A 26,564-nucleotide genomic window follows, 5' to 3' on the forward strand; every position below is an offset into this window, starting at 1 on the left:
CGGGCACGCGTCATGGCTGCCCGTCGGGCCAGAATCTGGATGGGATGCGCCTTCAGCACGTGAAATGGCCCCTGCGATCTGGAGTCAGTGGCAGACACGTTTTCTGTTGCGAGTCCCGGATTCAAGGACCTCCGGGCAGCGTCCTTTTTCCCCGGCCTTCCCGTGCCGGGGACGTTCCAAACTCCGGTAACTTCTTGGGCATGTCGAAAACCTGAGCTGCGCCGGGCCGGGCGCGGGCCTTGCGGCCGCGCTTGACAGCCATGACAAATGCGCCTACAAGGGCGGCGCTCTTTGAGAGAAGCCGCGCGCCCCTTTGCCGGCCGCGGTCGCGAATTCCACAGGCCAATGTGATGGGAACCCCGTGTAAGTCGGGGACGGTTGCGCCACTGTAACGGGTGACAAGCTCCCAAAGGCCACTGCGCGTATCGGCGTGGGAAGGCGGGAGTACGGTTTGCAGCCCGGAGTCAGGAGACCGATTGGCCTGTGCTCGTCGGGATTCCGCCCGGAGCGGGATCCACTTCTCCGCAAAAGAGAAGGATGAGGCCAGTCCGATGTCGGGGCCGACGGCACGTCCGCGGCTCCGAGCAGCACCGTTTTCTCAAGAACGCCTTCCTTCGTCGTTTGCCGGAGGAAGGCGTTTGTTGTTGGGAAACCGTGCCCGCGGCAAGCGCCTTGCCCGGTTCTGGTCTCGTCTTGGCAAACCCGGCAGTGCGGGGGCCACGCCTCCCGCACGGCCATAACCAGGGACCGGAACATGCAGAAACGAATGTTGCTTCTACGATGGGGCAGCGCCGCCTGTGCGGGGCTGCTGGGGGTGAACAGTGCAGGCGCCACGTTTGACGAGGTGCAGTTTTGGGTGGGCACCGGGACCAATCGCGCGGCCCTGGTCATCGATTGGGCCGATGGCTTGGGACCGGAGTCGCTGTTGTGGGGTTATCAATGGAACGGCCAGGCCTCCGGCCTCGACATGCTGGTGGCCGTGGTCCGCGCGGACGCACGGTTGTTTGCGCACCTGGGCCAATACGCCTGGGGCACCGCCGTGTTCGGCCTTGGTTACGACCGAAACGACAACGGTATCTTCTCGGTGACGCCAGCCCCGGGCTTTGACGCCGACGGCGTTGCATGGAGTCTGAGCCCCAACGACGCCCGCACGGCGGACGATCCGGCCGACCACTGGCGGGAGGGCTGGAACAACGGCTTCTGGGCTTACTACACGAAGAGCACGGCCGACGACCCGTGGGCCTCGTCCATGGTGGGCGCGGCCGACCGGGTCTTGAGCGACGGCGTGTGGGACGGGTGGCGGTTCGCCCCGGGCTTCGCCGGTCAACCTCCCGGCACGCCCGCGCCGGCGCCAGTGCCGGAGCCCACAGGGTGGGTCCTGTTCCTCTTGGGCGGAGGCTTGCTGGCCTGGGCGCGGCGTCAGCCTGCCTGATGCAGTGCAAAACCTGGTTCGAGTGTTCCTCTCCGTGCCGGTGCTCGCATGGGCGCCGGTTGCGCTGGCTTTGAGCCTGGACGAACTGGCAGTGTGGGCAGGCACGGGCACGAACCGGGCGGCCTTGGTCGTTGCGTGGCCCGTGCCTGCCCCGGTTTCGTCCGGCACAAACTTGTCGCGGCCGGTCGCTGTCGCATGGGCATGGGGCTTTCGCTGGAACGGCACGGCAACCGCCGCGGACCTCGTTCACGCCGTTCTGCAAACGGACCGTCGGTTGTTCATACTGACCGCGGCCGAAGTTGCAGGTGCGACGGTGGTGCGCGCCGTAGGGCTGGACGCAAACCGGAACGAGCGGTTCGGCCTGCGCGGGCCGCAGCGATGGCTGTTGCCCGAGGCCTTTGTTGCCGGGCCTGTGTCGGTTACGACGACGGAGCTGCAGAACCTCCAACCGCTGGAACCGGGCGATTGGTACGCACCTGCAGATGCTCTCCATACGTGGCACGTCTGGCGCGAAGCCGGCGGCCAGGGAGGCTTTGGGCACATGCCTGTCTCCGGCGACTGGATCCCCGTAGGACCCGCGCTGGAGGAGTGCGAACTGCGCGATGGTACCTGGGTGGCACTGGTCTGGGACGCGACTCAATCGACAGACCCGTCGTTTCCCGCCGCGGCCGCGCCCGGGCCGGTCCGTCCTTACACAACCCGTTTGCTGCAGGCCCATGGTCCTTTCGGCGCATCGCCCTATGACGATCCGACGGCCGTCCTGGGCCCGCCGACCCGTTGGTTTCACGATCTATGGGCCGTTTTCTCGGGCCGTGAGTCCATGCGGCGCGCGAGCGTGGTCGAAGCACCTTTTCATCGGGACGCACCAGAGGGTTCCCCCTTGCTGCTGACGTTTCCCGATGGCTGCCATCTGATCGCAGAGTTCGACCCGCCATTGACCAATGATCCGGCGCATCCGTTTGGCCTGGACTTCCTCGTTTTCGGGAACGCGTTTTACGTGGCCGACCGCGCGGTGTCCGACGAAAACAGCCTCGCGGCGCTCCGGTTGACGGGTACCTTGTTTGCCGAGCCACTCCTGGTGTCGGTCAGCCCCGGTTATACGGGGGCCCCGAACGAACGCGAGGACGATCCGGACACCTGGTCGTGGTACACGTATGAGTCCGGGCCTTTTGCCGACACGGCATTTCCCACTCAGGCTTACCTGTGGGACCGCGACGCCGGGCGGTGGAGCCCGGAGCCAACGGATTGCACCCTGCCGGTGAACCCTGCCCTTTCGGAGCTCTGGACCAACGGGGGTTGGTTGGCCACTGACGTCATGAAACTTTACGGCCGATCGGCCGGCGGCACCGGATTCGATCTGACTCCCTCGGGATTTCCCGCGGTTCGCTACGTCAGGATCGAGGGCCGTGCGCCGGACCGCGCCGGGGGCGAAGTGGACGCCATCACGCGGGTGCGTCCCCTCACGGTCGGGGAGGGCTTGTGGATGCTTCCCCGGAACGTGGCTGAAGGTCGGGCCGATCTGTGGTTTCAATCCCCCCACGACCCGGCACGGTGGGCCGTGCAGATTCGGCTGCTCGCATTGAATCAGCCGGTGTGGGTGAGCACCGCGCCGGCTCCACCAGAACCGGGTCCTGCACCGGATTCCGGTTGTGAGGTGGCTCGAGTGCACCTTGCCTTGCAGCCCTTCTCTCCCGACACCCCGCTCGTTTCGGAGGCCGAAGCGCGCGTGCGGTTGCCGGCAGGATGCTCGGAGGACGGACGCGATTTGGACGTCTGGGGCCAGGAGACCCCGGGAGGGGTTTGGACGCGCCTTGATTTCCTTTTCGAAACCGCGCCGCCGGCGGTTGTGGTTTCGGGGCTTACCTCGCCGGTGACGCTGGTCGTGGTTCGCATTTCGCGGCCGGTGCTGCAAATCACCCAAACCCCCGGGGGACAGTGGTTCGAGTTCGTTTCGGTGCCGGGGTGGCGACACGTTCTGGAACGCACCACGGACTGGCGCGATTGGACGGTGGTGCGCGACGAGATCCTTCCCCAGGCCACGCGGGTGCGATGGCAGGATGCACTGGCTCCGGCCGAGGCGGGTTTCTATCGGTTGCGGCTGAGCCGCCGGTAATGGCGCGAACCTTGCCGGGCGATCCGCGTCTCCAGTGGCCACCCCTTGGCGGGCGCCCGGGCACGGGGTCTCCGTGCGGTCTTCTGGGCAGGACCCCTCATGACATCGACGAAACGGGTCCGGACCCGACGTCGACCCCGCCACCTTTCCGCATCGGGCTCCGAGCAGCCCGGCCGGAGACGAATTCACCCTTGCCAAGGCCCCGATCTTCGGGCCAAATGCACCGACTGATTGCCACGGTTATGGATCTGGCTGACATCTTGAGCAAGGAGCAGATCGTCACGGACTTGCAAGCGCGGGATCGCTGGCAGGCCATTGACGAGTTGCTCGGCGTGTTGGTGGCGGCGGGCAAGATTCGCAGCGAAGACCGCGAAGCCATCGCCCAGGTCGTGCGCCGCCGCGAACAGTCCATGAGCACCGGGATTGGCTTCGGCATCGGCATCCCTCACGCCTCCACTGAGCTGATTCATGAAGTGGTGGGCGCCCTTGGCCGATCCCGCCACGGCGTGGATTTCGAGGCGTTGGACAACCAACCGGTCAAGTTGGTCATGCTCTTCCTGGTGCCGCAGGGACAGTTCCAGAAACATCTCCACACCCTGGCCAACATCGCCAAGCTCCTGCACAAGGCCGACTTCCGCAAGGCCCTCGAGGAGGCGCCGGATGCCGAAACCATGATGGCGTTGATCCGACAGCACTGCGGCAAGAAGTGATTCGATACGAACCTCGGCCGGGGCGCTGGGAAAGGACCGGTCGGTCCGCGCATCCCGCCGGGACTGTCTGCCCTGGTGACCGAACCTCTTTCTGGCTCCATGCAGTTGCCTTCTTCCATCCTGCAAGACCGTCTCCGCGCCGCCGTGGCGGCCGTTTGTCCGGAGGCGGATCTGCAATCGGTGCAGGTGCGGCCGTGTCCCGATCCCAAATTCGGCGATTACCAGGCCACGGCCTTGATGGCGCTGGCCAAGGCGCGCCGAACCAACCCGCGTCAACTGGCTTCCGAGGTCCTGGCCCGGTTGGAAGCACAGGACTTGTGTGAAACCGTGGAGGTGGCCGGCCCCGGATTCGTCAACTTCCGGTTGCGGCCCCAAGCCGTGGCCGATGCCGTGGCGGCCGCGGCGGAAGAGGAGCTGCCCTTCGTGAACCGGGCCGCGCAGCCGCGCACCATCGTCATCGACTTCAGCTCGCCCAACGTCGCCAAGCCCATGCACGTGGGCCATATCCGGTCCACCATCCTGGGCGACTGCCTTGCGCGCGTGTTCCGGCAGCTGGGCCATCGCGTCATCACGGACAATCACCTGGGGGACTGGGGCACCCAGTTCGGCATGCTCCTGCTGGGATGGAAACGGTTCCTCGATCCGGACAACCTGGCGCGGGACCCGATCTCCGAAATGGAGCGGCTTTACAAAACGGTGCATGCCGCCTGCCAGGAGGACCCCGCCATGATGGAAGCCGCCCGACGAGAGCTGGTGCGGTTGCAAGCCGGCGATCCCGAAAACCGGGCGATCTGGCAGGAAATGACCGCCCGTTCCCGGGCCGAATTCGATCGCATCTACGAGCGGTTGGGCGTTCGTTTCGACTACACCCTGGGCGAAAGCTTTTATCACCCCCGCCTCCAAGCCATGGTGGACGAGCTGGTCCGGCTCGGTCTGGCCCGCGAAAGCGAGGGCGCCAAGGTGATCTTTTTTGACGACCTCCCGGATCTCAAGGACACCCCGCTGATCATCCAGAAAAGCGACGGTGCCTTCAATTACGCCACCACCGACCTCGCCACCCTGGCCTACCGCATCGAAACCTGGCACCCGGACGAAATCCTCTACGTGACCGACGGGCGCCAGCAATTGCACTTCCGTCAGGTGTTCGCCGCGTTCCGCAAGTGGCGCCCCGAGGCCGCCGGCGTGAAACTGGTCCACGTCTGGTTCGGCTCAATCCTGGGCGAAGATGGCAGGCCCTTCAAAACGCGTTCCGGAGAGACCGTGAAGCTGGCGGACCTGCTGGATGAAGCCGAGGAACGTGCGCTCCAAGTGGTCAGCGCCAAACAGCCCGACCTTCCGGAAGACCTGCGCCGGCGCATCGCTCGCGTCGTTGGTCTGGGCGCGGTCAAATACGCCGACCTCCTTTCCAACCGACAGAGCGACTACGTCTTCAGTTGGGAGAGGATGCTCTCGTTGACCGGCAATACCGCTCCCTACCTCCAATACGCGTATGCCCGCATCGCCAGCATCTTCCGCAAGGGCGGCCTGAGCCCCGAAACCGCCCGCGCCGCCGTGGCTCAAGGTTTCCGCCTCCAAACCCCCGAGGAACTGGCCCTGGGCCGGCACCTGCTCGATTTCGGTCTGGTGCTGGAGGCCGTGGCCGAGGATTACCGGCCCAATTACCTGTGCAACTACCTGTTCGAGTTGGCGGGGCGATTCACTCGCTTCTATGAGACCTGTCCGGTGCTCAAGGCCCCCGAGCCGGAACGGACCCATCGACTCTACTTGTGCGAGGTAACCGCCCGCGTGCTGCGCCTGGGACTGGATGCCCTGGGGGTGGAAGTGCTGGAGCAGATGTGAACCGGGGGTGTTTCCACCCGTTGACCGTCCGACCCCATGGCGGAGACCTCCGGTTCCGCGCCCGGAAATCCCGCTGCCGCTGCGCTGGTTACCTGGAGCTGATCGTTGCACCTTCGCAGGAATCTGGGCGCAGAGTTGGTCGACGGTCCAACTCGTGCGGGGCTCTGCGCCGGGTCGTTGCCTGTGCCCACCAGATCGCCGCGATGCCGGCCACTTTCCCGACCACACCCGTCCCGCTTTTCGCCGGACCCTGCGGAGTCCGGGCGCCGCGAGGGTTGTGATTCTGGCTGCGACTGCATGCCTTCGATCAGCCGTCTTGGTGGCACGGCGCCCGGATCCCTCGGGCCCACCACGCCCCTGAGCCCGTTGGAAAACGCTTGCTGGCGCTGCATGCGCCACTTGCCTGCGATCTCGAGGCGTTCCGGTCGGCGGGGCTCTGCTTCAAAAGCGTTCACGCCTTTGCTCCGCAGTCGCAGGCGCCAACCCATGCAACTCCGGCAGCGTGGCTGGCAGGGCGCCCCGGCTCGGCCGGTGCCGACTGGAAATCTTGCCACCGTGTTTCATCCGCGGCCCTGAAGCCGCCGCGAGCGGCGAGCCCGCCTCATGCGATCGACAGCGCCCCATGGGTGCGCTTCGACCGGGAGCGCACAACGTTTCGCAGGCTCAGCGCCTATCGGGGGAACCCGCGGCGTTGCACGGGCTTTTCTCCGTCGGGTTTGGGCATCCACATATCCTGCCAGCCCAAACCGCATTCCCGCACCATGCGCAGCCCGTAGGTGTTGGGGAGGATCTGCCGATCCGGGTTGTTGGTGCCGAGGGTGAACTTCACTCCGGCCGCTTTGGCCTGGCGGATGAAATCCGGTTTGGGAAGCTCGAGTCGGCTGTTGATCTCAATGGCGACCCCATTGCGCGCCGCCGCCTCGATCACACGGCGCTTGCGCTCGGGTGTCCACAGGGTGTCGTATTCCGCCGCCAGCACGTCCGGCAGGTAGGTGGGATTGGCGTAGAAGTCGATCGGCTCGGTCTCCAGGATGCGCACGATGGTGTTCACCAGGTGGTCCATGAACGCCTGTTTGTCGCCGATGTGCACCTCTTCGGGAATCCAGAACCGGACACGCCGGCCCTGGGGATCGGTCAGGGTCATCGCGTCGGTGAACACGTAGTCAAACCTGGCCACGGTACCGGGGGAAAACAGGCGGACCCATTCGCGCCCCTCGGCTTGCATGCCGACGAAGACTGGTGCACCGCGCAGCGAAGTCAGGTAGGCCTCGGCCCCCGCATCGTTGGTGATGTCAAAGCCCACGCCGCAATTGGCCGCCAGACCATAGTTCATCCCGGTTCGTCGCATGTGAACCAGGACCTCCTCCAGGGTCACCCCGCCTTTCAGATGGGCGTGGAAATCCACCAGCGGAAAGTTGGCCATGCCCAGCTCGATCATCTGCCGCCAGGTGTCATCCACCCGGGGACGTTCCACGGCTGCAGGCGGCTCGTCCGGGAGACGGCGAACACGGATGCGCCGAAACTCAACCCGGCTCTCCGGATCGTGTCCCTGCAGGGCGAAGGTGCCGCGCCCCAGCCGTCGGCCGGGCCGGCTTCCGGGGGCCGCAGGGGGATCCGGCTCGACGTAATCGACCAGCAACTGGTCGTTGAGATGGACCTGCACGCGGGGCACCTGCACGGTGATCCGCAGGCGGAACCAGGTGTCGTCGGCCACCAACTGTTTGTAGATGTTGCGCAGCCCGTACAGGCTGCCGGTCTTTTTCAACTCCAGGTAATTGTTGTGTAGGCGGGCCGAGTTGTTGATTTGGACCTCGAAACCCCGAGCGGGCCATCCGGTTTCCTGCCAGGCGGTGTGGAAGTAGATCCCGGAATTGGCCCCGGGGGCGGCACGTACTTCGGCCTCGAATTCAAAGTTCTTGAAATCCGCGTCCTCCGGCCGGCGACCGACGTAAAAGAGATGTGCCCGGGGACCGTGGGCGACGATGGCGCCGCCGGTAACGCGGAAGGTGGCGGGATTCTCGCTGGCGCGCCAACCGTCCAGCGTGCGGCCGTCGAACAGGTCAATCCATTCCGCCGCCCCGACCACGGCGGTGGCTGCGCCGAGGACCAGCGCGCAGCGCCACAGGGTTCCCCTTCGTTTCATGCGCCGCAGTCTGCGCCGGCCTGCCGGGCAAAACAAGCGCGGCCTCGCGGCCGCGCCCGCCCGCGAGCTCTCCGGCCGTGGAATCCGGTTCCGGGACCGGGCCGGCACAGGACGGCACGCTGCGAAAATCCCTCGGTCCTGCAGCCGCTGGTTCCCGCCCCGGTTTTGCGCTTGCCACTGCGTGGCCCGCGCCTGACCATGCGAGGCACGATGGGCCCCGAAATCTTCTCGGGCGCCGCTGCGAACCGAGCCCCGGGTCGTCCCCCGCGGTCGCAGGGATCGAACACGGCGTGGGCCAGGGGACGGGACCGTGGCGCGGGCGTTCCCCGGGCGCAAGTTGAGTGGAGATGTTCAAAGGCAAGACGTTGTTGATCACGGGTGGCACCGGTTCCTTTGGCAACGCGGTGGTCCGCCGGTTTCTGCACACCGACATCGGAGAAATCCGCATCTTCAGTCGGGACGAAAAAAAGCAGGACGACATGCGCCATGAGCTGCGCAGCTCGAAACTGAAGTTCTACATCGGCGATGTGCGCAGCTATGAAAGCATCCACAACGCGATGCGCGGCGTGGATTTCGTGTTCAATGCGGCGGCGCTCAAACAGGTACCGTCGTGTGAGTTCTACCCCATGGAGGCGGTCTACACCAACGTCATCGGCACGGAAAACACCCTGAATGCCGCCATCGCCGAGGGGGTCAAAAACGTCATCGTGCTCAGCACGGACAAGGCGGTCTATCCCATCAACGCCATGGGCATGTCCAAGGCCCTGATGGAAAAAGTGGCCGTGGCCAAGGCGCGGCTGCTGGGGGATCGCAAGCCCACGATCTGTGTGACCCGCTACGGCAACGTGATGGCCTCGCGCGGTTCGGTCATCCCCCTGTTCGTCAGTCAGATTCGCAGCGGCAAGCCCCTCACGATCACCGACCCTGAAATGACGCGCTTCATGATGTCCCTGGACGATGCCGTGGACCTGGTGCTGTTCGCCTTTCAACACGGCCAGCCCGGAGACACCTTTGTGCAAAAGGCCCCGGCAGCCACGATCGGACAGCTGGCCCGGGTGCTCCTGGAGATTTTCGAAGCGGACAACGAAATCCGCATCATCGGGACCCGCCACGGCGAAAAGAAGCACGAAACCCTGCTGAACCGCGAGGAAATGGTCCGGGCCGAAGACCTGGGTCGCTACTACCGGATTCGGGCGGATACACGGGATCTGAACTACGCCCTGTACTTCGAGAAAGGGGAACGCAAGGTGGCCCAAATGGAGGACTACACCTCGGCCAACACGCGCCGGCTGACCGACGCGGAGCTGAAGGAGATGCTGTTGCAACTGCCGTACATCCAGGCGGCGCTTCGCGGCGAGGTGCTGGCCGGCGTCTGAACTCCGACTCCGCGGTTGGGTTTTCCGCCATGAAAACCGTCCTGGTCACCGGCTCGGCGGGTTTCATCGGTCGCAACCTGGTGACGGCCCTGCGGCGGCGGCCGGCTCTCGAAATCCTGGAGTTCGACCTTCCGGCACCGCCCGAACGCATGGAAGAACTGGCTGCCCGGGCGGACGTGGTGGTGCACCTGGCGGGGATCAACCGGCCACGGGAGGAGAGCGAGTTTGTGACCGGGAACGTGGAGTTGACCCGGCGCCTTTGTCGGGCCCTGGAACGCGCCGGCCGGCGTGCGGTCCTGTTGCTCAGCTCTTCCATCCAGGCGGCCCTGGACAACCCGTACGGCCGCAGCAAACGCGCCGCCGAGCAGGTCGTCGAAGAATACCAGCGCCGCGTGGGGACCGCCGTGTATGTATATCGGTTGCCCAACGTCTTCGGGAAGTGGAGCCGGCCCCACTATAACACGGTCGTGGCCACCTTCTGCCACCAGATCAGCCGCGGACTCCCGGTGCAAATCAGCGACCGCGCCCATCGACTGCGGCTGGTTTACGTGGACGACGTGGTGCGCAGCTTCGAGACCGTGATTCTGCGACCCGATCATCCGCCGGTCTGTCACCGCCCCGAGGTGCTGCCGGAGTTCACCGTCACGCTCGGCGAGTTGCATGACCGGATCGTGGCGTTTCGAGACATGGCCGCCCAGGGACGGCTGCCGGATCTTTCCGATCCCTTCACCCGCGCCCTGCACGCCACCTATCTGTCATTTTGCGACCCGGCAACCCTCGCCCGTCCCGTCGAGTTGAAGACCGACCCCCGCGGCTGGCTCTTCGAGCTGATCAAATCTCCCCATGCCGGTCAGGTGTTTGTTTCGCTCACCCGACCCGGCGTCACCCGCGGCAACCACTACCACGATACCAAGGTCGAGAAATTCTGCGTCATCCAGGGACAGGGCCGCATTCGCCTCCGACCCGTGCACGGCACGGAAATCCTCGAGTACGAGGTGAGCGACCGGGACATTCGCGTGGTGGACATCCCGCCGGGGTACACCCACTCCATCGAAAACACGGGAACCACCGACATGATCACCCTTTTCTGGGCCAGTGAAATCTTCGACCCCGCCCGACCCGATACCCATCCGGACCCGGTCCTCGCCACCGGCCCCGGCCCGACCGACCGCTCGCCCCAACCCTCCTCGCAAGCCTGAGGCATGCCTCCTGCCATGCGCAGTTCGCTCAAGGTCATGACCATCGTGGGCACGCGACCGGAACTGATCCGGCTCTCGCGGGTCATCGCCGTGCTGGAGGAAGTCACCCGGCATGTCCTGGTCCACACCGGCCAAAATTACGATTACGAGCTCAACGAGATCTTTTTCCGCGACCTGGGACTGCCGCGCCCCAAACATTATCTCAACGCCGCCGGCCGTACGGCGGCCGAGACCATCGGCAACACCATCGCCCGGGCCGACGCCGTCCTGGCCCGCGAGGAGCCGGACGCGGTGCTGGTGCTGGGCGACACCAACAGTTGCCTGGCAGTGATCCCCGCCAAACGCCGCAAGATCCCCGTGTTCCACATGGAGGCGGGCAACCGCTGTTTCGACCTGCGGGTGCCGGAGGAGATCAACCGCCGCATCGTGGACCATGTCAGCGACATCAACCTTTGTTACACCGAACACGGGCGTCGGTATCTCCTGGCCGAGGGCCTGCCGCCGGACCGGGTGATCAAAACCGGTTCGCCCATGAAAGAAGTGCTCGACTATCACCGGGCCGCCATCGAGACCAGCGACGTGCTGGCACGCCTCCGACTCACGCCCCGCCAATACTTCGTCGTCAGCCTCCACCGCGAGGAAAACGTCGACGACCCGCAGCACCTGCGCCAGTTGGTCCGTGCCCTCAACGCCCTGGCCCGTCAATACCGGTTCCCCCTCATCTTCTCCTGTCACCCGCGCACCCGCCAACGCTTGCAACAAAGCAAACTGAAACTGCAGCCGGAGGTGCGCCTGATGCCGCCGCTGGGCTTCTTCGACTACGTGGCTCTCCAAAAATCAGCCTACTGCACCCTTTCCGACAGCGGCACCATCACCGAAGAATCCTCCATCCTCGGCTTTCCCGCCGTGACCGTCCGCGAAGCCCACGAACGCCCGGAAGGCATGGACGAGGGCGCCGTCATCATGACCGGCCTGGATCCGCGCCACATCGTGGAAAGCGTCGCAGTCACCGTGCGCCTGTTCGAACAGTTCGGGCCCTGCCGACTCCCCCCGGATTACCAGGTCGATCATGTCTCGTGGAAGGTGGCCAAGATCATCCTCAGTTACACCGACTACGTAAACCGCCGCGTCTGGTACAAACATTGAGCCCGCGGGCTCCGCACCATGGCCGGCCGGACCGGCCCCTGCATGCGCCTCCACGTCCTGACTCACACGTTTCCGCCCAGCACCCACGCCAACGCCAAGCGGCCCTTTTACGTGGTCCGGCACGCCCTGGCCCAGGGATGGGAAGTGGAGGTGTTCACCAGCTCCCTGGCCCTGCCCGACAACGCTGCGGAGACCCTGCACCATCCCCGGCTCCGAATCCACCGGGTGGACGACCCCGTGCTGCGCTGGCAACAGCGGGCACGCAAGCATCCGGCCCTGTTCCGCGCGGTTGTCCTCGCCTGCTCGGCCGTGATGTTTCCCGATGCCTGCGCCGGGTGGGTGCGACGCGTTCTGCGGAGGCTGGAGCAACATGGCCCCGCGGACCGCACGCTGGCCATGGTCCTGCCGGCCTCGATGTTGCTGGCCGGTCGGCATCCGCCGGCCGTGGACCGGCGTTGGGTGTTCGATTACCAGGAACCCGTTTCGCCCCAACAGTGGCGCGTGAAACGCCGCTCCCCCCTGCAGCGGGCCTGGCGCAGACGCTTGGAGAATCTCGAGCGCACAACCCTGCACATGGTCGGACGAGTCGTCTTCACCGCGTGCTCCAACCTGGAAGCATACGTCCAAATGGGCCTGGTGCCGCGGGCGCGCACGGCTCATGTGCCCTACTTCTATGACGCGGAGGTCTTCGATGCGCTGCCCCCGCCCGCGGTACACCCGGAGTTCGGTATCGTCTATTTCGGAACCTTCGACTGGCGCGGGGCCCGGAGTCCGGAAACCTTTCTCCGCGGCCTGGCCCGGTTCCTGCAACTCCATCCGGAGGCCCGTGGCTGCACCCGGTTTCGGGTTCACGGACCATGGCTGCCGCAGCACGACGCCCTCCTCGAGTCCCTGAAGCTCCGAGAGGTCTTCGAGCAGGGCCGGTTGCTGGACTACGAGGGTTACCTCGAAGAGGTGCGGCGCAGTCCGATCCTGCTCTTGGTGGTCGCGCCGGCACACGACCTTTTCATGCCCAGCAAAATAGTGGATTACTTCGGCGCGCGCCGGCCCATTCTTGCGTTGGTGCCACCCGGCAGTGAAATGGCAGATGTGCTGGCCCGGGCCGGGTACGGAGACAGTTGTTGCCATCCGAACGACGTTCAGGGCGTGGCGCAGATTCTGGAGCGGTTCTGGGCCCGATTTCGCGCCGGAGCCCTGGGACCCGTGGCGAGTCAGACGCAGTTCTGGTCCTCCACGACGCAGCTGCCGATCTATTGGCGGCATGTGGTCGCCGCCCCGGAACTCCCGGCGGGTTGATGAAACCGGAGGGTCCCCGGCGCGGATGGATGCGCCGCCGTCCACACTGAAAAGCAAAACGGCCGCAGACATTCTGCGGCCGCTGAAATTGGGAAGCCGAGGCGGGCTTTCCTCGGTGCTGCTCCGGCGCCGCAACCGGGTCAGTGGACCCGGGGCCCCCTGGCACCGGAACCGCACCGAAGACCAGCCGTCTATTCCTTGACCCGTTTGGCTTCCCAATCCCGGGTGGTTTTCTCCCCGTCCCGGTCACGCTCCACGGTGCCCTTGATGGTATCGCCTTCCAGCTTGCCCTTGTACGACAGCACCATCTTCTGCCCGTTCCATTCGCGCGTGACCTTGAAACTCAACTCGCCCTTCTCGAACTTGAGATCCTGCACCGGGGTCTCCGTGTTGTTGCGACCGGTGACCGTGCCGGTGAGTTTGTCACCCTCCTGTTTGATGGTCAGCGTGGTTTCGATCGTCTGACCACCACGCTCGATTGACCATTTCCACTTGCCCACCACTGCCGGCTTGTCGGCGCTCCAACAGGCAGCCGTCCACGCCAACCAACTCACAACACACAGAAACGTCCAGGGAACGAACCGGGTTTTCATAGGGAAGCTTTCTTTGTCGCAGTTTCTCGTTCGACGATCGAGTGCACTCGGTTTCCACCCGAACCGCTCTACCTATGCGCCTGCTCCCGGGAAATGTCAAGCGGGCCCTCGCCGGGAACTTGGGAAGCGCGTGTTTGAGCTTTCGGACTCGCCCCAAACTCCGGAAGGATTTCGGGCGTCCCCGGTCCGCGAAAGCCGAGGGGAACCGGCATTCCTTCAGCCCGTCCAATTGGGCTCAGTAACTGAAAAGCGCCCTCCGCGGTCCACTTGGCCGCACAGGCCAATCCACGCCGCGAAGGCGCATCCCGTCCACCCGCCCGGGCCAACGCCCTCGGAACCCGGTCCCCAAACCCGCTGCACCCAGAAAGGGCCCAGCCCGAGGCGCCCCATCGCGAGGGCCGGGCCTGCCACCTCGAATTGCGCCCCTCCAGGGCGGAGGTGAATTGGGGACACATAGTTGCACAGAGCATCGCCCTGGGCTGGAGGATCCGCGCTCCGTTGGAGCAGACCCGCCACGCGCCGCCGCCCCCAACCTTTCCGACTCTGGATCGGCTCGGAGGGAAGGGATCGCCATGCGGCTGCTCTGGGAAACGTCGCTTGCAGCCTCGGCGCAGCCGGGCCTCCGCGGCGCCGGAGCTCCACCGTCCAGTTCCAACGGAAATGCAGCCCTGGGAAAGCTCGGGTGCATCGTGCGACCCGGTCGGGAACCTCAAGGTGATGAGCTCCTTACGCAAAAGCAGCTCCGGTACCGCTCCGTTCTCACTGCACCGCCGGGGTCGTCATGCAGCCGATTCTCCCTTGCTCGCTTTCCGTCAGCGCCGAACCCTCACGATTCCGGCAGGGACTCTCCACCTGTGCCTGCCGACCCTCGAACCGGCCCCAGCGAGACCGTTCAAGTCAAGAGGGACCCTTGCCGCGGGCTTCGTCCGGTTGCTCCATCCGCCGGGCCCACAACCAAAGAAGGTCGGAGAGGCGATTCAAGTACATCACCGCCTGGCGATGCGGCTCCGAATCCGGACCCGTCAGTGCGCACACGCGCCGTTCGGCCCGACGACATACCGTCCGCGCAAAATCCAGTGCGGCAGCCAACGGATTTGCCCCCGGCAAAGCCCAGCCCCGAGGGGGCGCCAGTTCCGCTTCCAACCGCCTGACCTCGGCTTCCAGGCGTTCCAAATGCCCCGGTCCCAGCGTGGGAAAACCGTCGCGACGCAGCCGCTCGTGGCAAGAAGGGTCGGTGGCCAGCTCGCCCATGAGAACAATGAGATCCTGCTGAACCTGTCGTAACGCTTCCGCCAACCACCGGGGCGGAGTTTGCGCGCGCGCCAGGCCCAGCGCCGCGTTCAGCTCGTCCACCGCACCGCACGCCTCGATGCGGGGATGATGCTTCGGCACGCGCATGCCGTACATCAAACACGTCTGTCCGCCATCGCCGTTTTTGGTGACAATGCTCATGGGCCTGCGCCCCTAGGGTGACCCCCCAGACGCCATTTGTCAAAAACCCCTCTTTTCCGGCTCCTCGAAAAGCGCACCCCGTGACCCCTTCACGGCACTTGGTTCCCGAACCCCTCGGCACGCAGTTACCTCCGGAAGGCCGGTCCGTCCCGATCAAGGCCCCGAGACTGAACCCGGCGGGCCGCATGTCAGAGTGAGAACCCTCGCCGCTACCTTGGCCGCAAACTTCTTCCCGGGAGGAAATCGAAACGGCGCAGTTCTCCGAGGGACAAGGCGCCATCCCGGTCCTCCTGCTGCGGTCAGAAGCCTGTGCCACCGAGACCGCCCCCGGAGCGGGTCAAGCAAAGCTGCATTTTGAACAAAGAATGCGAAGTCATGAATGCGAACACAACGCAATGTGTCCAAGGATAAGAGAGGCCTGGGATTGACCGATCCCGGCTCGGACTGCACGCTGCGGTTTCGTGCGGCCCATCAGGTCCGGCAAATGCACCGCCGGCTGCAAAAGCAAGGGGGCATCGGGCCCGGGCCTCGCAGAGACAAGGAACAGGAACTATGAAACGAGCATGGTGGTTGGTATGCGCGCTGGTCGCGAGCCTGGCCGTGAGCGGCCTGGCGGCGGAGGCCAAGATCAAGGCCCTGTATGACAAGGAATGCGCCAAATGCCACGGCGCCGACGGCAAGGGCGACACCAAGATGGGCAAGAAGCTGGGGGCCAAGGACTACACGGATCCCAAGGTCCAGGCGGAGTTGAAAGATGACGCCGCCTTCAAAGCCATCAAGGAAGGACTCAAAGACAAGGACGGCAAGACGCTCATGAAGCCCCTGGAAGGCGTGAGCGACGAGGACATCAAGGCGTTGGTCGCCTACATGCGCACCTTCAAGAAGCAGTGAGCGGCTTGCGTTGATCCGTCGATTCTGCGACGCGCCAGCGTCGAACCTTTCCGCCCCGTTGCCCTTCGGTTTGCGAAGGAGCGGCGGGGCTTTTCTTCAGTAGACGGCCACACAAACGGGAAGGTCGGCCGCGTTAGCCGGGGCACCCGTTGCTGTAAAGGTCCCTTCCCGGTCCGCTGGCGACGCCTGCGGCCTGACTCCTTCGGCGCCCAAGAGCGTGGACGAGGGCGAGAAGCGATGCCGTGCCGTGCCTCTGTCCGCTCCAGCCGAAGCGCTTCGTCGCGCCTGCCTCCGACTTGACCCCCGGCCAACCCCGGGACTCTGCGGATCACGATCCGGAGTCCGCAGCAAGGTCGCCATCTTCTGCGAAGGCTTCGACCTGGTAGGTGGACACGGCGGGGGACAGTCTGCGCCAATCCCCCGGCCACGCCCCCGCTTTCAAACACAACTGGTCGAGAAACTGTTCCTTGTCCGGCAACTTCTCCCACACCTGCGGGAGAAAGGTGGCGGTGAATGAACCGATCTCCAGGATCACCCCGTCCACGCCGGGGCGCAGACGCTGCAGCAATTCCTCCGGCGTCCGGTACTGCAACGGCCGAGCGGGCGTCAGTACGCTGACTTCGATTCGGAGATCCTCCAATTCCGAGGGCCGGACCGGTTCGAACCGGTAGTCCTGCACCGCGGCCGCGCGAGCGTTCTCCAACACGGCCTGGTACAGGGGCATCTGAGCCTTCAGATGCCCGATGCAGCCTCGGAGCTGACCGTCTTTCGTGAGAGTGACAAAACACGCTCGCACCGCCAGCAGCGCCAACGGCAGGGCTGTCGGGTTGACGTCCGGCAGCCGACCCGTGCGCACAACCGACTCCACCGCACGCCGTGCCAGGTGCAGCACAAGCCTGCGCTCCGCAGGCGTCAGCAAGCTGCCCACGGGCGGGTCCAGGAACACCGCCGCCTCTTCTTCCGCGGCTGAGTGTACGTGAGACTGCTCGACTCCTCCCGCCTGTCGAGGGGTCCACAAGAGGCCCTCCCAGTGCAGGCCGCGGGCCAAATGCACAAGCGTGCGGGCGATCGGATCCGCAGGAAGTCCTGACGACTCGGACAGAGCGGTCACCGCTCGGACCAGCGCTCCGGCCCGGGATTGCATTTCCCCGGCTACGTTGCCGTCAGGCAAAAGCGACACACGGCACGTCCCGGGCTCCAGCAGGCCAAGCAGGAGCGTCTCCGGCGTGAGACTTTCGGCCAACGTCCTGGCCAGCGCCCCGGCGTCCGGGGAGCCGACCAGAACCCATGTGAGGTTCCGGGGTCCGCCATGCGCCGCCAGCCACGCCGCCTCGTGCACGCCCGGCAAATGCGCATAAGGCCCCCACGGCCCTTCCTGCGCCCCCGCATCTTCCGCCCCCTTCTGGGAGACGGACGGGACCTGCTGAGGTTGAGCCACCTCAAATGCGCCCTGTTGGAGCAACTGGCGGGTCAGGGTCTTCCAGGCTGGCGTGTCCTCCGCTTGCTCGCGAAGCGGACCAGACACCACCACCTTTCGGCGGCCCAGGGCAGGGTTCCCCGCGAGAATCAGCAGGGAACGCGGCCGGGCCATCCCTGCCAGCTTCCATAACTCTTGGAGAATCGGCCGGGCCCCACCATGTCGGCTCGAGCAAACCACCAGGGCGCGCAGCCGCCTCCAGGCTTCCTCCCGGGCGGCATCCGCACGGCCACAAACCGCTTCTGCAAACGGTTCGCCCCGCGTTGCCTGTTCGGCAGAAGCTGGCGTGTGAGCCGCGGCCTCCCCGCCACACGGATACGATGCCTCCGGGCCTGGTCCCGCCCCTTCGTTCTGTGGCGCGCTTCCCGCCGGCTCTTGTGGGTGCGACGATGACATACCGGCCGGTGCAATGGCCCTCGCGGGAATGACCCCGTCTTGGATTAGCGATCCGGAGTGCCACGCCTGGTTCATGGGCCAACGTTTCGTTGCTCCCGCGCTCGACCTGTTCGTCATTACCTACCACAGCCCTGGCACTTCCGGCAAGGTGGCCGGCGACTTGCACGTCGTAGAAGTCGGTTTGCCTCCGCGTTGCGCTCCGACGGCGACCATGGCACAGGACACGGACCCGGCGGGAACAGCCGCAGCAGCCGTCGCCCACTGCGGGTCACGCGCCCCCATTCACGACGCGATTCTTCCAACGGCGAATGGATGGCGATCCGGGTACCGCGATTCGCTCTGGCTCGGAGCCGTGCTCGGCGCAGGGACGGTCCCCTCGTTCGAGCAGGGCCGCCGCCGGCCCTTCCTCCCCGATTCACTCCTCAAACAGGGCACGCGCGAATTGCTCGGCGTCGAACGGTTGCAGGTCATCCGGCTGTTCGCCCAGCCCCACGAACTTGACCGGCACGCCCAGTTCCTTCTGGATGGCCACCACGATGCCGCCCTTGCTGGTGCCATCCAGTTTGGTCACCACCAGGCCGGTCAGGCACACCGCCTTGTGAAACTCCCGGGCTTGCTGCAGCGCGTTCATGCCCGTGTGGGCGTCCACCACCAGCAAAACCTCGTGCGGTGCCCCCGGGATCTGGCGACCCACCACGCGGTGCACTTTCTGCAGTTCCTGCATCAGATTGTGCTTGGTATGAAGCCGGCCGGCGGTATCCAGAAAAACGTAATCCACCCCGCGCGCCCTGGCCGCAGCGACTGCGTCATGCGCCACCGCCGCCGGATCGGCTCCGTAGGCTCCGGCGATGACCTCCACGTTGAGGCGCTGACCCCACAACTTGAGTTGTTCGATGGCCGCAGCGCGGAAGGTGTCGCAAGCGGCCAGAAGGGCGGTGTGGCCCTGTTGCCGCACGGCGTATGCCAGCTTGGCCGCGGTGGTGGTCTTGCCGGTGCCATTGACGCCCACAATGGAGACCACCGTCGTTTGATGGGCTGCTTTGCGCAGTTCGGACCGGGGCGTGGCCAGACTGCGGGCAACCTCGCGGGCCGCCACGGAGAACACGTCCAGACCCGCCGACCCTTGCGTTTCGTAGGCCTTCCGCACCGCCTCGAGGATTTGCTGCGTCATCGCCACACCCAGATCCGCTCCGAGCAGGATCTGCTCCAGCTCTTCCAGGGTGGCGGCGTCCATGCGGGGCGACCGCGTCAGGACGCGCTTGATTTCATGGACCAGTTTGCTGTGCGTCTTTTGCAGGCCCTCCTTGAACTTGGCAAACAATCCCCTCATGACCCTTTCATCGAGCATTCGGCACGGCGCGCGGCAATCCGATGTTGCAACCGCTCCACAAACTCCGGGGCCAGGCGGATCGACCCCAGCAACGGCTGGCCTTTGTTGTAACCGTGGCAGTCGGATCCTCCGGTGACCACCAGCCCGTAGCGGCCGGCCAGCGCAAGATACCGCTCCGTCACGGTCGGAGTGTGTTTGGTGTGAAAACATTCGATGCCATCCAGGCCGGCACGCACCAGGTCCGGCAAAACCGGATCGGCATAGTACAACCCGGGATGTGCCAGCACCGCCACGCCTCCGGCCCGGTGCAACAAACGAATGGCCTCCGGCACCGACACTTTCCACTTCGGTACCCAGGCGGGCCGGTGCTTTTTGAGAAACCGCTCGAAGGCCTCGTCCAGGTCACGGCACACCCCCGCCTCCACCAGGGCCCGGGCGACGTGCGGACGCCCGGGCGAGCGACAGTTCGCCAGGGCAAACACCCGCTCCACCGGCAGGGGGATGTTCATTTCGTTGAGACGCGCCACCATTTCGTGGATCCGCTGCTGCCGAACGGCCTGGAATCGATCCATCTGTTCGAGCAGCTCCGGATGGCCGGGGTCAAATCCATACCCCAGGATGTGGACCTCCAGTCCCTCGTACTCCGCCGTCAATTCCACGCCCGGAATGAACTGCAGACCGTGCTCGGCGCAGGCGCGCGCCATGGCCGGGCAGCCCTCCACGGTGTCATGGTCGGTGATCGACAACGTCACGAAGCCCTGCCGGTGCGCCTCCGCCACCAGTTCCTCGGGTGTGTAGGTCCCGTCCGAGAAACGCGTGTGCAAATGCAGATCGGCAAACACAAATCCCACCCCCGTTCACCAAGGGAACCCCTGCCTGCGGCGCTCAGGTCACTGTTCGGGCCGGCCGCATGAGATCGTTCTTGATGCGGTCGAGGATCCCGTTGACAAACTTGCCGCTTTCCGGGGTGGAGTACTTCTTGGCGATGTCCACCGCCTCGTTGATGCTCACCACGGGGGGGATGTCCTCCCGGTAGAGCATTTCGTAAATGGCCAGTCGCATGACATTCCGGTCCACCACCGCCATGCGATGCAGGTCCCAGTTGAGGGCGTACTGGCGGATCTTGGCGTCGATTTCGTCGCGGTGTGCCAGCGTGCCGCGGATGAGCGGCTCGGCAAACTCGCGAATCTCGATCTCCTCGGCCGTCGGCGGCGGCAGTTCGACGGGTTGGCCCCACGTCGGCCCCCCCTTCTCTGCCAGGGCCGCCAGCCGTTGCGTTTCCCAAAACTCCCGCAGTGCCTCCTCGAGATCCTCGGGAGGATTCAGATCGTACTGGAACAAAAACTGCACGGCGCGTTCGCGCGCCTCACGTCGTTTCCCCTTGCCCATAGCACTGTGAACATGACCCAGACGGCCGCCTTCCGAAAACACAAAATCAAAATCTGGCCCCCTTGCAGCGCCTCCACCGGCTCCGAATCCGGCCCCTGCCGCCCACGAAGAGAACCCCGCAGCCCCGCTTACACGCACTGGGGCTCGCATTGAGGGCGCCGGGATGCTGCCCGCGGCACCTCGTCCGGCGCCTCGGGATATTCATAGAGGTCGCCCTTGTAGTTGCGCAACAACACGCGGTCGGCCGTATGGCTCACGACATACTCCGGCGTCAGCGGCACCTTGCCGCCGCCGCCCGGAGCGTCGATCACATAGGTCGGCACGGCGTAACCGGTGGTGTACCCCCGCAACTGGCGCATGATCTCCAGGCCGCGTCGCACGCTGGTGCGCAAATGGGACGAACCGGCAATCAGATCGCACTGGTACAAATAATACGGGCGCACCCGACACATCAGGAGCTTTTGCACATGGATCCGCATGATCTCCGGATCGTCGTTCACATGCCGCAGCAACACCGACTGGTTGCCGAGCGGAATTCCCGCGTCGGCCAGCCGCTCCAGCGCCGCCCGTGCCTCCAACGTCAGCTCCCGCGGATGGTTGGAATGGATGCTGATGAACAACGGATGGTACCGCCGCAACACATTGCACAGCCCGGAAGTGATGCGTTGGGGCAGGAAAATCGGAATGCGCGTGCCGATCCGCAGGAACTCCACATGCGGGATGGCGCGCAACGCTCCCAGCAAGGCCTCCAGCTTTTCGTCGCTCAACAACAGCGGATCACCCCCGCTCAGCAGCACATCCCGCACCTCCGGATGGCTGCGGATGTATGCGATCTGCTGCTCGAAATCGGGGTGAAAGTCGTACCCGGTGGCGTTGCTCACCATGCGCGAGCGCGTGCAGTACCGACAGTAGGAGGCGCACCGGTCGGTCACGAGAAACAGCACGCGGTCCGGATAGCGGTGGACCAGCCCGGGCACGGGCGAATGCGCCTCCTCCCCGCAGGGATCGCTCATCTCCCACGGGGCGGTCACGGTTTCCTCGATCCTCGGGATGACCTGCCGCCGGATGGGGCAAAACTCATCGGCCGGGTCAATCAGGTTGAAAAAGTACGGGGTGATGCCCAGGGCCAGCTTCTGATTGGCCAGTTGCGTGCCGGCGCGCTCCTCGGGCGTAAGGGTGGGCAGCAACCGTTCCAGTTGGGCCAGGGTGGTGATCCGGTTCTTCAGTTGCCAGCGCCAGTCCTCCCATTGCTCGGCGGGCACGTCCCGCCAATACCCCCGCCCCGCGCTCACGAATGCCTTCAAGGCGGCGCGACCTCCCCCGCCCTCGCTGCCTTCCGTAGATGAAGCTGACGGCTCCATGGTGACCGAACTATAGGATGGCGCCCCCGCCTGTCAAGGAACCGACCCGCACCTTTATGGCAACCGGCTCCGAAACGCCCGGCAGGCCGCGGCCACATCCGGCGCACGCAAGATGGCCGAAACCACACAAATCCGCGTGGCGCCGGCCGCCAACACTTCGTCCACATTCTCCAGCGTAATCCCGCCAATCGCAAACCACGGCACCTGCAAATGCGACGCCGCCCAGCGCACATACTCCAACGTGACGGGCCTGGCCCCGGGTTTGGTCCCGGTCGCATACACCGGTCCCACTGCCACATAATCCGCGCCCGCGGCCACAGCCCGCAGCGCCTGCTCCGGCGCATGGGTGCTCAATCCCACAAGCAGCGCCCGGCCCTCCGGCCGCAATTCCTGCACATGGAGATGGCCCCCGTCGAAGAAGTCCTCCTGCCCCAGATGACAAAGCTCTGCTCCCACTTCCAACGCCACCTCGGGATGATCATTGATCACCAGGCCCACCCCCGCCGCGCGTGTCACCGGCAGAATCCTCCGGGCCAGCTCGCGAATCTCCGCCACGGATCGGTCCTTCGCCCTCAACTGAATCAAATCCGCACCCCCGGCACAAAGCTGCTCGGCGACCTGAACCGGATCCCGGCCCGCCAGATAGGCCGTGTCCACGAACGCGTACAGCCGACATTCCGCCAACGGTTTCACGGGACTCCCTCCGAAGTCACGACCGTTCCCCCGACGACGGGCTGCGCCTTCACAAATTGCACCGGCCGCAAATAAATCGGTTCCCACGCCTCCGGCCGACGCGGTGCCTCCCGAGCCGCCAGCCGGCCCACTTCCACAGCCGAGGGGCCCATCAAGCGCCCCTCCGAAAACCATCGGTCCACTTCCGGACCGACCCAGATCCAGTCCGCCCGGTCGTTGGCCTGTTGCAAACGCTCCACCGCCTCCAGGCGCAGCGGTTCCACTCTGCACCATCCTTCCTGCCGCAACTCGTAGCCCGCCACATAAAGCTCGCGTCGTTGAGCGTCCACCACCACCCGGACCCGACCTCGCAACCCTGCTCCCCAGGCCCGCGCTGCCACACTGTCCATGCTGTTGGCCCCGTACACCGCCACGCCCCGGGCCAAAAACCAACCTTGCGCCAGGGCCAGGGCCGCCCGAATGCCCGTGTACGAGCCCGGCCCCAGGCCCACGGCAATCGCCTCCACTTCCGACCGGTCCCACCCCGTCTCCTCCAGCACGCGCCCCACCATCGCCAAAGCCGGCACCGACCGGCCACCTCGCTGTTCCATCTCGGCCCGCACCTCCCACATGTCCGGAGGCGTCCCCTCCAGCAAGGCCACCCCGCGAGGTTCACCCGAGAAATCCAGGGCCAATATCTTCATAAAAAATGCGCCGCTCCTGCGGCCCGGTCACTTCCATCTTCACCCGACGCAGCCGCACCGGCTGCGGTGCCCAGTCCGGCCAACCCTGTGGCCCGAGCCGATCCGCCCACTCGATGATGGTCAATCCATCTGTCACCAGGAACTGATCCAAACCGGCCTCCCACAGGCCCTCCCCGGTCTCCAGACGATACAAATCCAGGTGGTACACCGGCAGTCGTCCGCCTCGATAGATGTTGATCAGATTGAACGTCGGCGAATGCACGCGGCCCCCAAATCCCAGCCCGCGTGCCACCCCACGGACCAGCTGCGTTTTGCCCGCCCCCAGATCACCCGTCAGAGCAATGACCCAGCCCGGTGCGACGGTTTCCGCCCACCGCATCCCCAACCCCTCCGTACATTCCGGGCTGCTCGAAAGCACGCACTCCACACCGGCAACATAAGGCTGATCACCCGCAGGGGGAAGCTCGGGGCTCCGCTGCGGCCGGCACACGGGAAGCGCTCGAGGCCACCAACCGCCCGCTCAACGGTACCGGCGCAACCCATCCAGCACGTCGCAGAACGACCGCAGGTCCGCATGCACGGACGCCCCGATTTGGTCGAGCACCGTCTGATACGACGGAGCGGCCCGCCCGCCCACCAGAATCGCCAGCGTCCCCGGCAGGAACTCCCGCAACTTGCGCAGTTCCTCCGGCAAGTCCGGGTCGTCGGCCGGATACACAATGCTCAACGCCACCGCACGCGCACCGCACCGGATCGCCGCCCCCGCAATCTCTGCGGCCGGCAGGTTGGTCCCCAACTGCACCGGACGCCACCCCACCTGCGCCGCCGCCGCCGCGGCCAGCAACGCCCCCAACTCGTGCATCTGTCCCGCGGGCGTCGCCACCACCAATCGAGGCGCCCGCAACGACAACTGCCCTTCCAGCCTCCCCAACATCACCCGCAACACTCCACTCAGGAAATGCTCATGCGCCGCCAGGAAAGCTCCGGATCGCCACTGCTCCCCCACCTGCTCGATCAGCGGCGCCACAATGCGACACAGAAACCCCTGCACCCCCACCGTAACGAGCGCCCGATTCAACACCTGCCGCAACCCCGGCTCATCGAACCGGGCCACCCGGTCCAGAGCCTCCTCCACAAAAGCACAGTGCGGCGCACAGCCGCTCCCCGGCCCGTGGGTGGATCCATGCCCATTGGCTAGGACCAGGGCGCGCAATCGGTCCTCCGGCAGGTGGGCAATCGTCCCGATGGGATGCCCCGCCGCCACCGCCTTGCTCAACAATACCAGTCGCTGGACCTCCCGCTCCGAGTAGCGACGGCGGTTCGACGGCGTGCGCACCGGTTGAACCGCCCCGTACCGCTTCTCCCACACCCGAATCAGATCCGGGCTCAACCCCGTGCGTTCCGCCACCACACGAATCGAATAAAAAGGCGTATCCAAGGTGCCCTCAGGACCGGACCGCATGCACTACTGTCTCCATCAACACGCCGCCCTCCCGCCGCTCCCGGCCGGACTCGTGGCGCGCCCCCTTTGGCCCACGGCAACCCCTCCGCCCGCCAACCGCCGGGGCGGCCCAGCCCCAGATCCCTTGCCAGGGGCGAGCGCGCAACTTGGACATCAAATGCAACGGCACCGCCCGGCGGCCGGGACAGGCGATGGGACCGCGTTGCGCCTGGATGCGTAACGACTTGGTGACGAAAGTGTTGGGAGCTTGCAACACCTTTTTTGTCTGGTGCGCGGCAAAAAAATTGAACAAAACATTGACCAAACGCATCGAATCTTGTAACCGTGAGTCAGGTTTTCGTGGCGAAACCGTACACCACGAACGCCCAAAAGCAACTATGCGTGCCCCAAAAACTGAAACCCAGGTCCGCCGCACGACGCGGCCGCCCCGTGCCAAGCGCTCAGCCGCGAAGCCGCGCGCCCGACAAGCGAATCACGCTCCGTCCGGCGAGGCCAAGCCGCTCCGCGCCGCCAAAGCCCCTAAGGCCGGCAGCTCCTCCGAAAAAGATTGGCTCAACCCCATCCATCGCAAAACCCTGCGAGCCACGATCCAGGCGGAAACGACCAACCCCGCCGACCCCGCCCCCGGCGCGGACCCCTTGGAAGAGCTCCGCCGTTTGGGAGGCGAGGCCGCCAGCGCCATTACCCTCTACATGCGCGAGGCCGGCCAGGTACCCCTGCTGACCCCGGAGCAAGAAGTCGAGCTGGCCGCACGCATCAAGCAGGGCGACGAAGCCGCGCGCGAACACATGATCCGCGCCAACCTCCGCCTCGTCGTCAAAATCGCCCGTGAATACGAAGGACTTGGCCTGCCGCTGCTGGACCTGATCAACGAGGGCAACATCGGCCTCATGAAGGCGGTCGAACGCTTCGATCCCTCCAAGGGCGGCAAGCTCTCCACCTACAGCTCGTGGTGGATCAAACAATCCATCCGCCGCGCCCTGGCCAACCAGGGCAAGACCATCCGTCTGCCCGTGCACGTGGCCGACAAGATCTATCACCTGCGGCTGGCCGAATTGCGGCTCCAGGAAACCCTCGGTCGGGAACCCACCGAGGAGGAGCTGGCCCAAGAACTGAACACCACGCCCAAAAAGGTCGCCGCTCTCCGATCGGCTGCCATCCGACCCGCCTCGTTGGACGCCCCCCTGGGGGACGAGGACAGCAGTCGCCTCGGCGAGGTGGTCCCGGACGAGTCTTCTCCGAATCCGGCCGAGATCCTCGAGCGACGGACCACGGCCGCCAAGGTTCTTGAACTGGTCAATCGCCTGCCGGAGCGCGAAGCCAGCATCCTGCGCTTCCGATTCGGCCTCCATGGCGGACCCGAAAAAACCTTGGAAGAGGTCGGGCGCAAATTCGGGGTCACCCGGGAGCGCGTCCGCCAGCTCCAAAACCTGGCCCTGCACAAACTGCGTCGCATGCTGGAGGAAGACCTCCACGCCCTGGGCGTCTCGACCTGAGGCCGCTCGGGCCTCTCGACTGTTTGGCTCAAAAGGCTCCCGGCGTTGCGTTGACTCCCGTCCAACGCCCGGGGTCGGCCTTTCACC

22 protein-coding genes and 1 riboswitch are annotated in these 26,564 nt (G+C 65.5%); of the genes, 10 read left to right on the plus strand and 12 right to left on the minus strand.

Annotated features, from left to right (window positions below; genetic code table 11):
- Nucleotides 1-326 precede the first annotated feature (326 nt).
- A riboswitch (cobalamin riboswitch) is annotated at nt 327-495 on the plus strand.
- Nucleotides 496-766: 271 nt separating this feature from the next.
- The 4 genes from ACPDIT_RS06575 (at nt 767) to argS (ending at nt 6,094) form a co-directional block, all read left to right on the plus strand.
- Nucleotides 767-1,432, plus strand: coding sequence for a PEP-CTERM sorting domain-containing protein (locus ACPDIT_RS06575; RefSeq protein ID WP_423442378.1), 666 nt, complete (start codon nt 767-769; stop codon nt 1,430-1,432).
- Between the two features lie 4 nt (nt 1,433-1,436).
- Nucleotides 1,437-3,545, plus strand: a complete 2,109-nt coding sequence (locus tag ACPDIT_RS06580; RefSeq protein ID WP_423442379.1) for a hypothetical protein — start codon at nt 1,437-1,439, stop codon at nt 3,543-3,545.
- A gap of 242 nt (nt 3,546-3,787) precedes the next feature.
- Nucleotides 3,788-4,255 carry a PTS sugar transporter subunit IIA gene (locus ACPDIT_RS06585; protein ID WP_423442380.1) on the plus strand — a complete coding sequence of 156 codons (468 nt, stop codon included), beginning with the start codon at nt 3,788-3,790 and terminating at the stop codon, nt 4,253-4,255.
- A gap of 99 nt (nt 4,256-4,354) precedes the next feature.
- Nucleotides 4,355-6,094: an arginine--tRNA ligase gene (gene argS, locus ACPDIT_RS06590; RefSeq protein WP_423442381.1), complete on the plus strand. Its 1,740-nt coding sequence runs from the start codon at nt 4,355-4,357 to the stop codon at nt 6,092-6,094.
- Between the two features lie 670 nt (nt 6,095-6,764).
- Here argS and ACPDIT_RS06595 read toward each other — a convergent pair.
- On the minus strand, nt 6,765-8,237 hold the full coding sequence (locus tag ACPDIT_RS06595; RefSeq protein WP_423442382.1) for a family 16 glycoside hydrolase: 1,473 nt from the start codon (nt 8,235-8,237) through the stop codon (nt 6,765-6,767).
- A gap of 347 nt (nt 8,238-8,584) precedes the next feature.
- Here ACPDIT_RS06595 and ACPDIT_RS06600 point away from each other — a divergent pair, with 347 nt between their 5' ends.
- Genes ACPDIT_RS06600 through ACPDIT_RS06615 form a run of 4 tightly spaced genes read left to right on the plus strand, consistent with a single transcriptional unit; the run spans nt 8,585 to nt 13,254 of the window.
- The gene (locus ACPDIT_RS06600) at nt 8,585-9,613 is read left to right on the plus strand and encodes a polysaccharide biosynthesis protein (protein ID WP_423442383.1); all 1,029 of its coding nucleotides are present in this window, start codon (nt 8,585-8,587) and stop codon (nt 9,611-9,613) included.
- A gap of 29 nt (nt 9,614-9,642) precedes the next feature.
- Nucleotides 9,643-10,812, plus strand: a complete 1,170-nt coding sequence (locus ACPDIT_RS06605; protein WP_423442384.1) for an NAD-dependent epimerase/dehydratase family protein — start codon at nt 9,643-9,645, stop codon at nt 10,810-10,812.
- Between the two features lie 15 nt (nt 10,813-10,827).
- Complete coding sequence (gene wecB / locus ACPDIT_RS06610) at nt 10,828-11,958, plus strand: non-hydrolyzing UDP-N-acetylglucosamine 2-epimerase (RefSeq protein WP_423442385.1); 1,131 nt, start codon at nt 10,828-10,830, stop codon at nt 11,956-11,958.
- A 42-nt stretch (nt 11,959-12,000) separates the two neighbouring features.
- The gene (locus ACPDIT_RS06615; protein WP_423442386.1) at nt 12,001-13,254 is read left to right on the plus strand and encodes a hypothetical protein; all 1,254 of its coding nucleotides are present in this window, start codon (nt 12,001-12,003) and stop codon (nt 13,252-13,254) included.
- Nucleotides 13,255-13,445: 191 nt separating this feature from the next.
- Here ACPDIT_RS06615 and ACPDIT_RS06620 read toward each other — a convergent pair whose 3' ends face one another.
- On the minus strand, nt 13,446-13,847 hold the full coding sequence (locus tag ACPDIT_RS06620) for a hypothetical protein (RefSeq protein WP_423442387.1): 402 nt from the start codon (nt 13,845-13,847) through the stop codon (nt 13,446-13,448).
- A gap of 897 nt (nt 13,848-14,744) precedes the next feature.
- Entirely contained in the window at nt 14,745-15,299 is a 555-nt protein-coding gene (locus tag ACPDIT_RS06625; protein WP_423442388.1) for a cob(I)yrinic acid a,c-diamide adenosyltransferase, read from the minus strand.
- A gap of 552 nt (nt 15,300-15,851) precedes the next feature.
- On the opposite strand from ACPDIT_RS06625, the gene ACPDIT_RS06630 reads away from it, so the two are divergent.
- Nucleotides 15,852-16,190, plus strand: coding sequence for a c-type cytochrome (locus tag ACPDIT_RS06630; protein ID WP_423442389.1), 339 nt, complete (start codon nt 15,852-15,854; stop codon nt 16,188-16,190).
- 328 nt (nt 16,191-16,518) lie between these two features.
- On the opposite strand, the gene amrA is transcribed toward ACPDIT_RS06630, so the two are convergent.
- From amrA to ACPDIT_RS06675, 9 genes are all read right to left on the minus strand, one after another.
- Nucleotides 16,519-17,781, minus strand: a complete 1,263-nt coding sequence (gene amrA / locus ACPDIT_RS06635) for an AmmeMemoRadiSam system protein A (RefSeq protein ID WP_423442390.1) — start codon at nt 17,779-17,781, stop codon at nt 16,519-16,521.
- A gap of 697 nt (nt 17,782-18,478) precedes the next feature.
- Entirely contained in the window at nt 18,479-19,393 is a 915-nt protein-coding gene (ftsY, locus tag ACPDIT_RS06640; RefSeq protein WP_423442391.1) for a signal recognition particle-docking protein FtsY, read from the minus strand.
- Nucleotides 19,390-20,235, minus strand: coding sequence for a PHP domain-containing protein (locus ACPDIT_RS06645; RefSeq protein WP_423442392.1), 846 nt, complete (start codon nt 20,233-20,235; stop codon nt 19,390-19,392). Before ACPDIT_RS06645 ends, ftsY begins: the two co-directional genes overlap by 4 nt.
- 43 nt (nt 20,236-20,278) lie before the next feature.
- On the minus strand, nt 20,279-20,782 hold the full coding sequence (gene nusB / locus ACPDIT_RS06650; RefSeq protein WP_423442393.1) for a transcription antitermination factor NusB: 504 nt from the start codon (nt 20,780-20,782) through the stop codon (nt 20,279-20,281).
- A gap of 128 nt (nt 20,783-20,910) precedes the next feature.
- Nucleotides 20,911-22,143: a KamA family radical SAM protein gene (locus ACPDIT_RS06655; protein ID WP_423442394.1), complete on the minus strand. Its 1,233-nt coding sequence runs from the start codon at nt 22,141-22,143 to the stop codon at nt 20,911-20,913.
- Between the two features lie 54 nt (nt 22,144-22,197).
- Nucleotides 22,198-22,836 carry a thiamine phosphate synthase gene (gene thiE, locus ACPDIT_RS06660; RefSeq protein WP_423442395.1) on the minus strand — a complete coding sequence of 213 codons (639 nt, stop codon included), beginning with the start codon at nt 22,834-22,836 and terminating at the stop codon, nt 22,198-22,200.
- Nucleotides 22,833-23,519, minus strand: coding sequence for a tRNA (adenosine(37)-N6)-threonylcarbamoyltransferase complex dimerization subunit type 1 TsaB (tsaB, locus tag ACPDIT_RS06665; protein ID WP_423442396.1), 687 nt, complete (start codon nt 23,517-23,519; stop codon nt 22,833-22,835). Before tsaB ends, thiE begins: the two co-directional genes overlap by 4 nt.
- Nucleotides 23,488-23,946: a tRNA (adenosine(37)-N6)-threonylcarbamoyltransferase complex ATPase subunit type 1 TsaE gene (tsaE, locus tag ACPDIT_RS06670; protein ID WP_423442397.1), complete on the minus strand. Its 459-nt coding sequence runs from the start codon at nt 23,944-23,946 to the stop codon at nt 23,488-23,490. The genes tsaB and tsaE overlap by 32 nt, the downstream gene beginning before the upstream one ends.
- A 93-nt stretch (nt 23,947-24,039) precedes the next feature.
- Nucleotides 24,040-24,957: a MerR family transcriptional regulator gene (locus tag ACPDIT_RS06675; RefSeq protein ID WP_423442398.1), complete on the minus strand. Its 918-nt coding sequence runs from the start codon at nt 24,955-24,957 to the stop codon at nt 24,040-24,042.
- A 401-nt stretch (nt 24,958-25,358) separates the two neighbouring features.
- Here ACPDIT_RS06675 and ACPDIT_RS06680 point away from each other — a divergent pair, with 401 nt between their 5' ends.
- Nucleotides 25,359-26,477, plus strand: a complete 1,119-nt coding sequence (locus ACPDIT_RS06680) for a sigma-70 family RNA polymerase sigma factor (protein ID WP_423442399.1) — start codon at nt 25,359-25,361, stop codon at nt 26,475-26,477.
- The last annotated feature ends 87 nt before the right edge of the window (nt 26,478-26,564 follow it).

This window comes from Limisphaera sp. VF-2 (assembly GCF_049537125.1).
GTDB lineage: Bacteria > Verrucomicrobiota > Verrucomicrobiia > Limisphaerales > Limisphaeraceae > Limisphaera.

What these genes read in the sequence shown, in the direction of transcription:
- ACPDIT_RS06585 (WP_423442380.1), top strand. Translation starts at nt 3,788, where the DNA reads ATGGATCTGGCTGACATCTTGAGCAAGGAGCAGATCGTCACGGACTTG.
- nusB (WP_423442393.1), bottom strand. Translation starts at nt 20,782, where the DNA reads ATGGGCAAGGGGAAACGACGTGAGGCGCGCGAACGCGCCGTGCAGTTT.
- argS (WP_423442381.1), top strand. Translation starts at nt 4,355, where the DNA reads ATGCAGTTGCCTTCTTCCATCCTGCAAGACCGTCTCCGCGCCGCCGTG.
- ACPDIT_RS06575 (WP_423442378.1), top strand. Translation starts at nt 767, where the DNA reads ATGTTGCTTCTACGATGGGGCAGCGCCGCCTGTGCGGGGCTGCTGGGG.
- ACPDIT_RS06680 (WP_423442399.1), top strand. Translation starts at nt 25,359, where the DNA reads ATGCGTGCCCCAAAAACTGAAACCCAGGTCCGCCGCACGACGCGGCCG.
- ACPDIT_RS06630 (WP_423442389.1), top strand. Translation starts at nt 15,852, where the DNA reads ATGAAACGAGCATGGTGGTTGGTATGCGCGCTGGTCGCGAGCCTGGCC.
- ACPDIT_RS06595 (WP_423442382.1), bottom strand. Translation starts at nt 8,237, where the DNA reads ATGAAACGAAGGGGAACCCTGTGGCGCTGCGCGCTGGTCCTCGGCGCA.
- wecB (WP_423442385.1), top strand. Translation starts at nt 10,828, where the DNA reads ATGCGCAGTTCGCTCAAGGTCATGACCATCGTGGGCACGCGACCGGAA.
- ACPDIT_RS06620 (WP_423442387.1), bottom strand. Translation starts at nt 13,847, where the DNA reads ATGAAAACCCGGTTCGTTCCCTGGACGTTTCTGTGTGTTGTGAGTTGG.
- ACPDIT_RS06600 (WP_423442383.1), top strand. Translation starts at nt 8,585, where the DNA reads ATGTTCAAAGGCAAGACGTTGTTGATCACGGGTGGCACCGGTTCCTTT.
- ACPDIT_RS06655 (WP_423442394.1), bottom strand. Translation starts at nt 22,143, where the DNA reads ATGGAGCCGTCAGCTTCATCTACGGAAGGCAGCGAGGGCGGGGGAGGT.
- amrA (WP_423442390.1), bottom strand. Translation starts at nt 17,781, where the DNA reads ATGGCCCGGCCGCGTTCCCTGCTGATTCTCGCGGGGAACCCTGCCCTG.
- ACPDIT_RS06605 (WP_423442384.1), top strand. Translation starts at nt 9,643, where the DNA reads ATGAAAACCGTCCTGGTCACCGGCTCGGCGGGTTTCATCGGTCGCAAC.
- ftsY (WP_423442391.1), bottom strand. Translation starts at nt 19,393, where the DNA reads ATGAGGGGATTGTTTGCCAAGTTCAAGGAGGGCCTGCAAAAGACGCAC.
- ACPDIT_RS06615 (WP_423442386.1), top strand. Translation starts at nt 12,001, where the DNA reads ATGCGCCTCCACGTCCTGACTCACACGTTTCCGCCCAGCACCCACGCC.
- ACPDIT_RS06625 (WP_423442388.1), bottom strand. Translation starts at nt 15,299, where the DNA reads ATGAGCATTGTCACCAAAAACGGCGATGGCGGACAGACGTGTTTGATG.
- tsaB (WP_423442396.1), bottom strand. Translation starts at nt 23,519, where the DNA reads ATGAAGATATTGGCCCTGGATTTCTCGGGTGAACCTCGCGGGGTGGCC.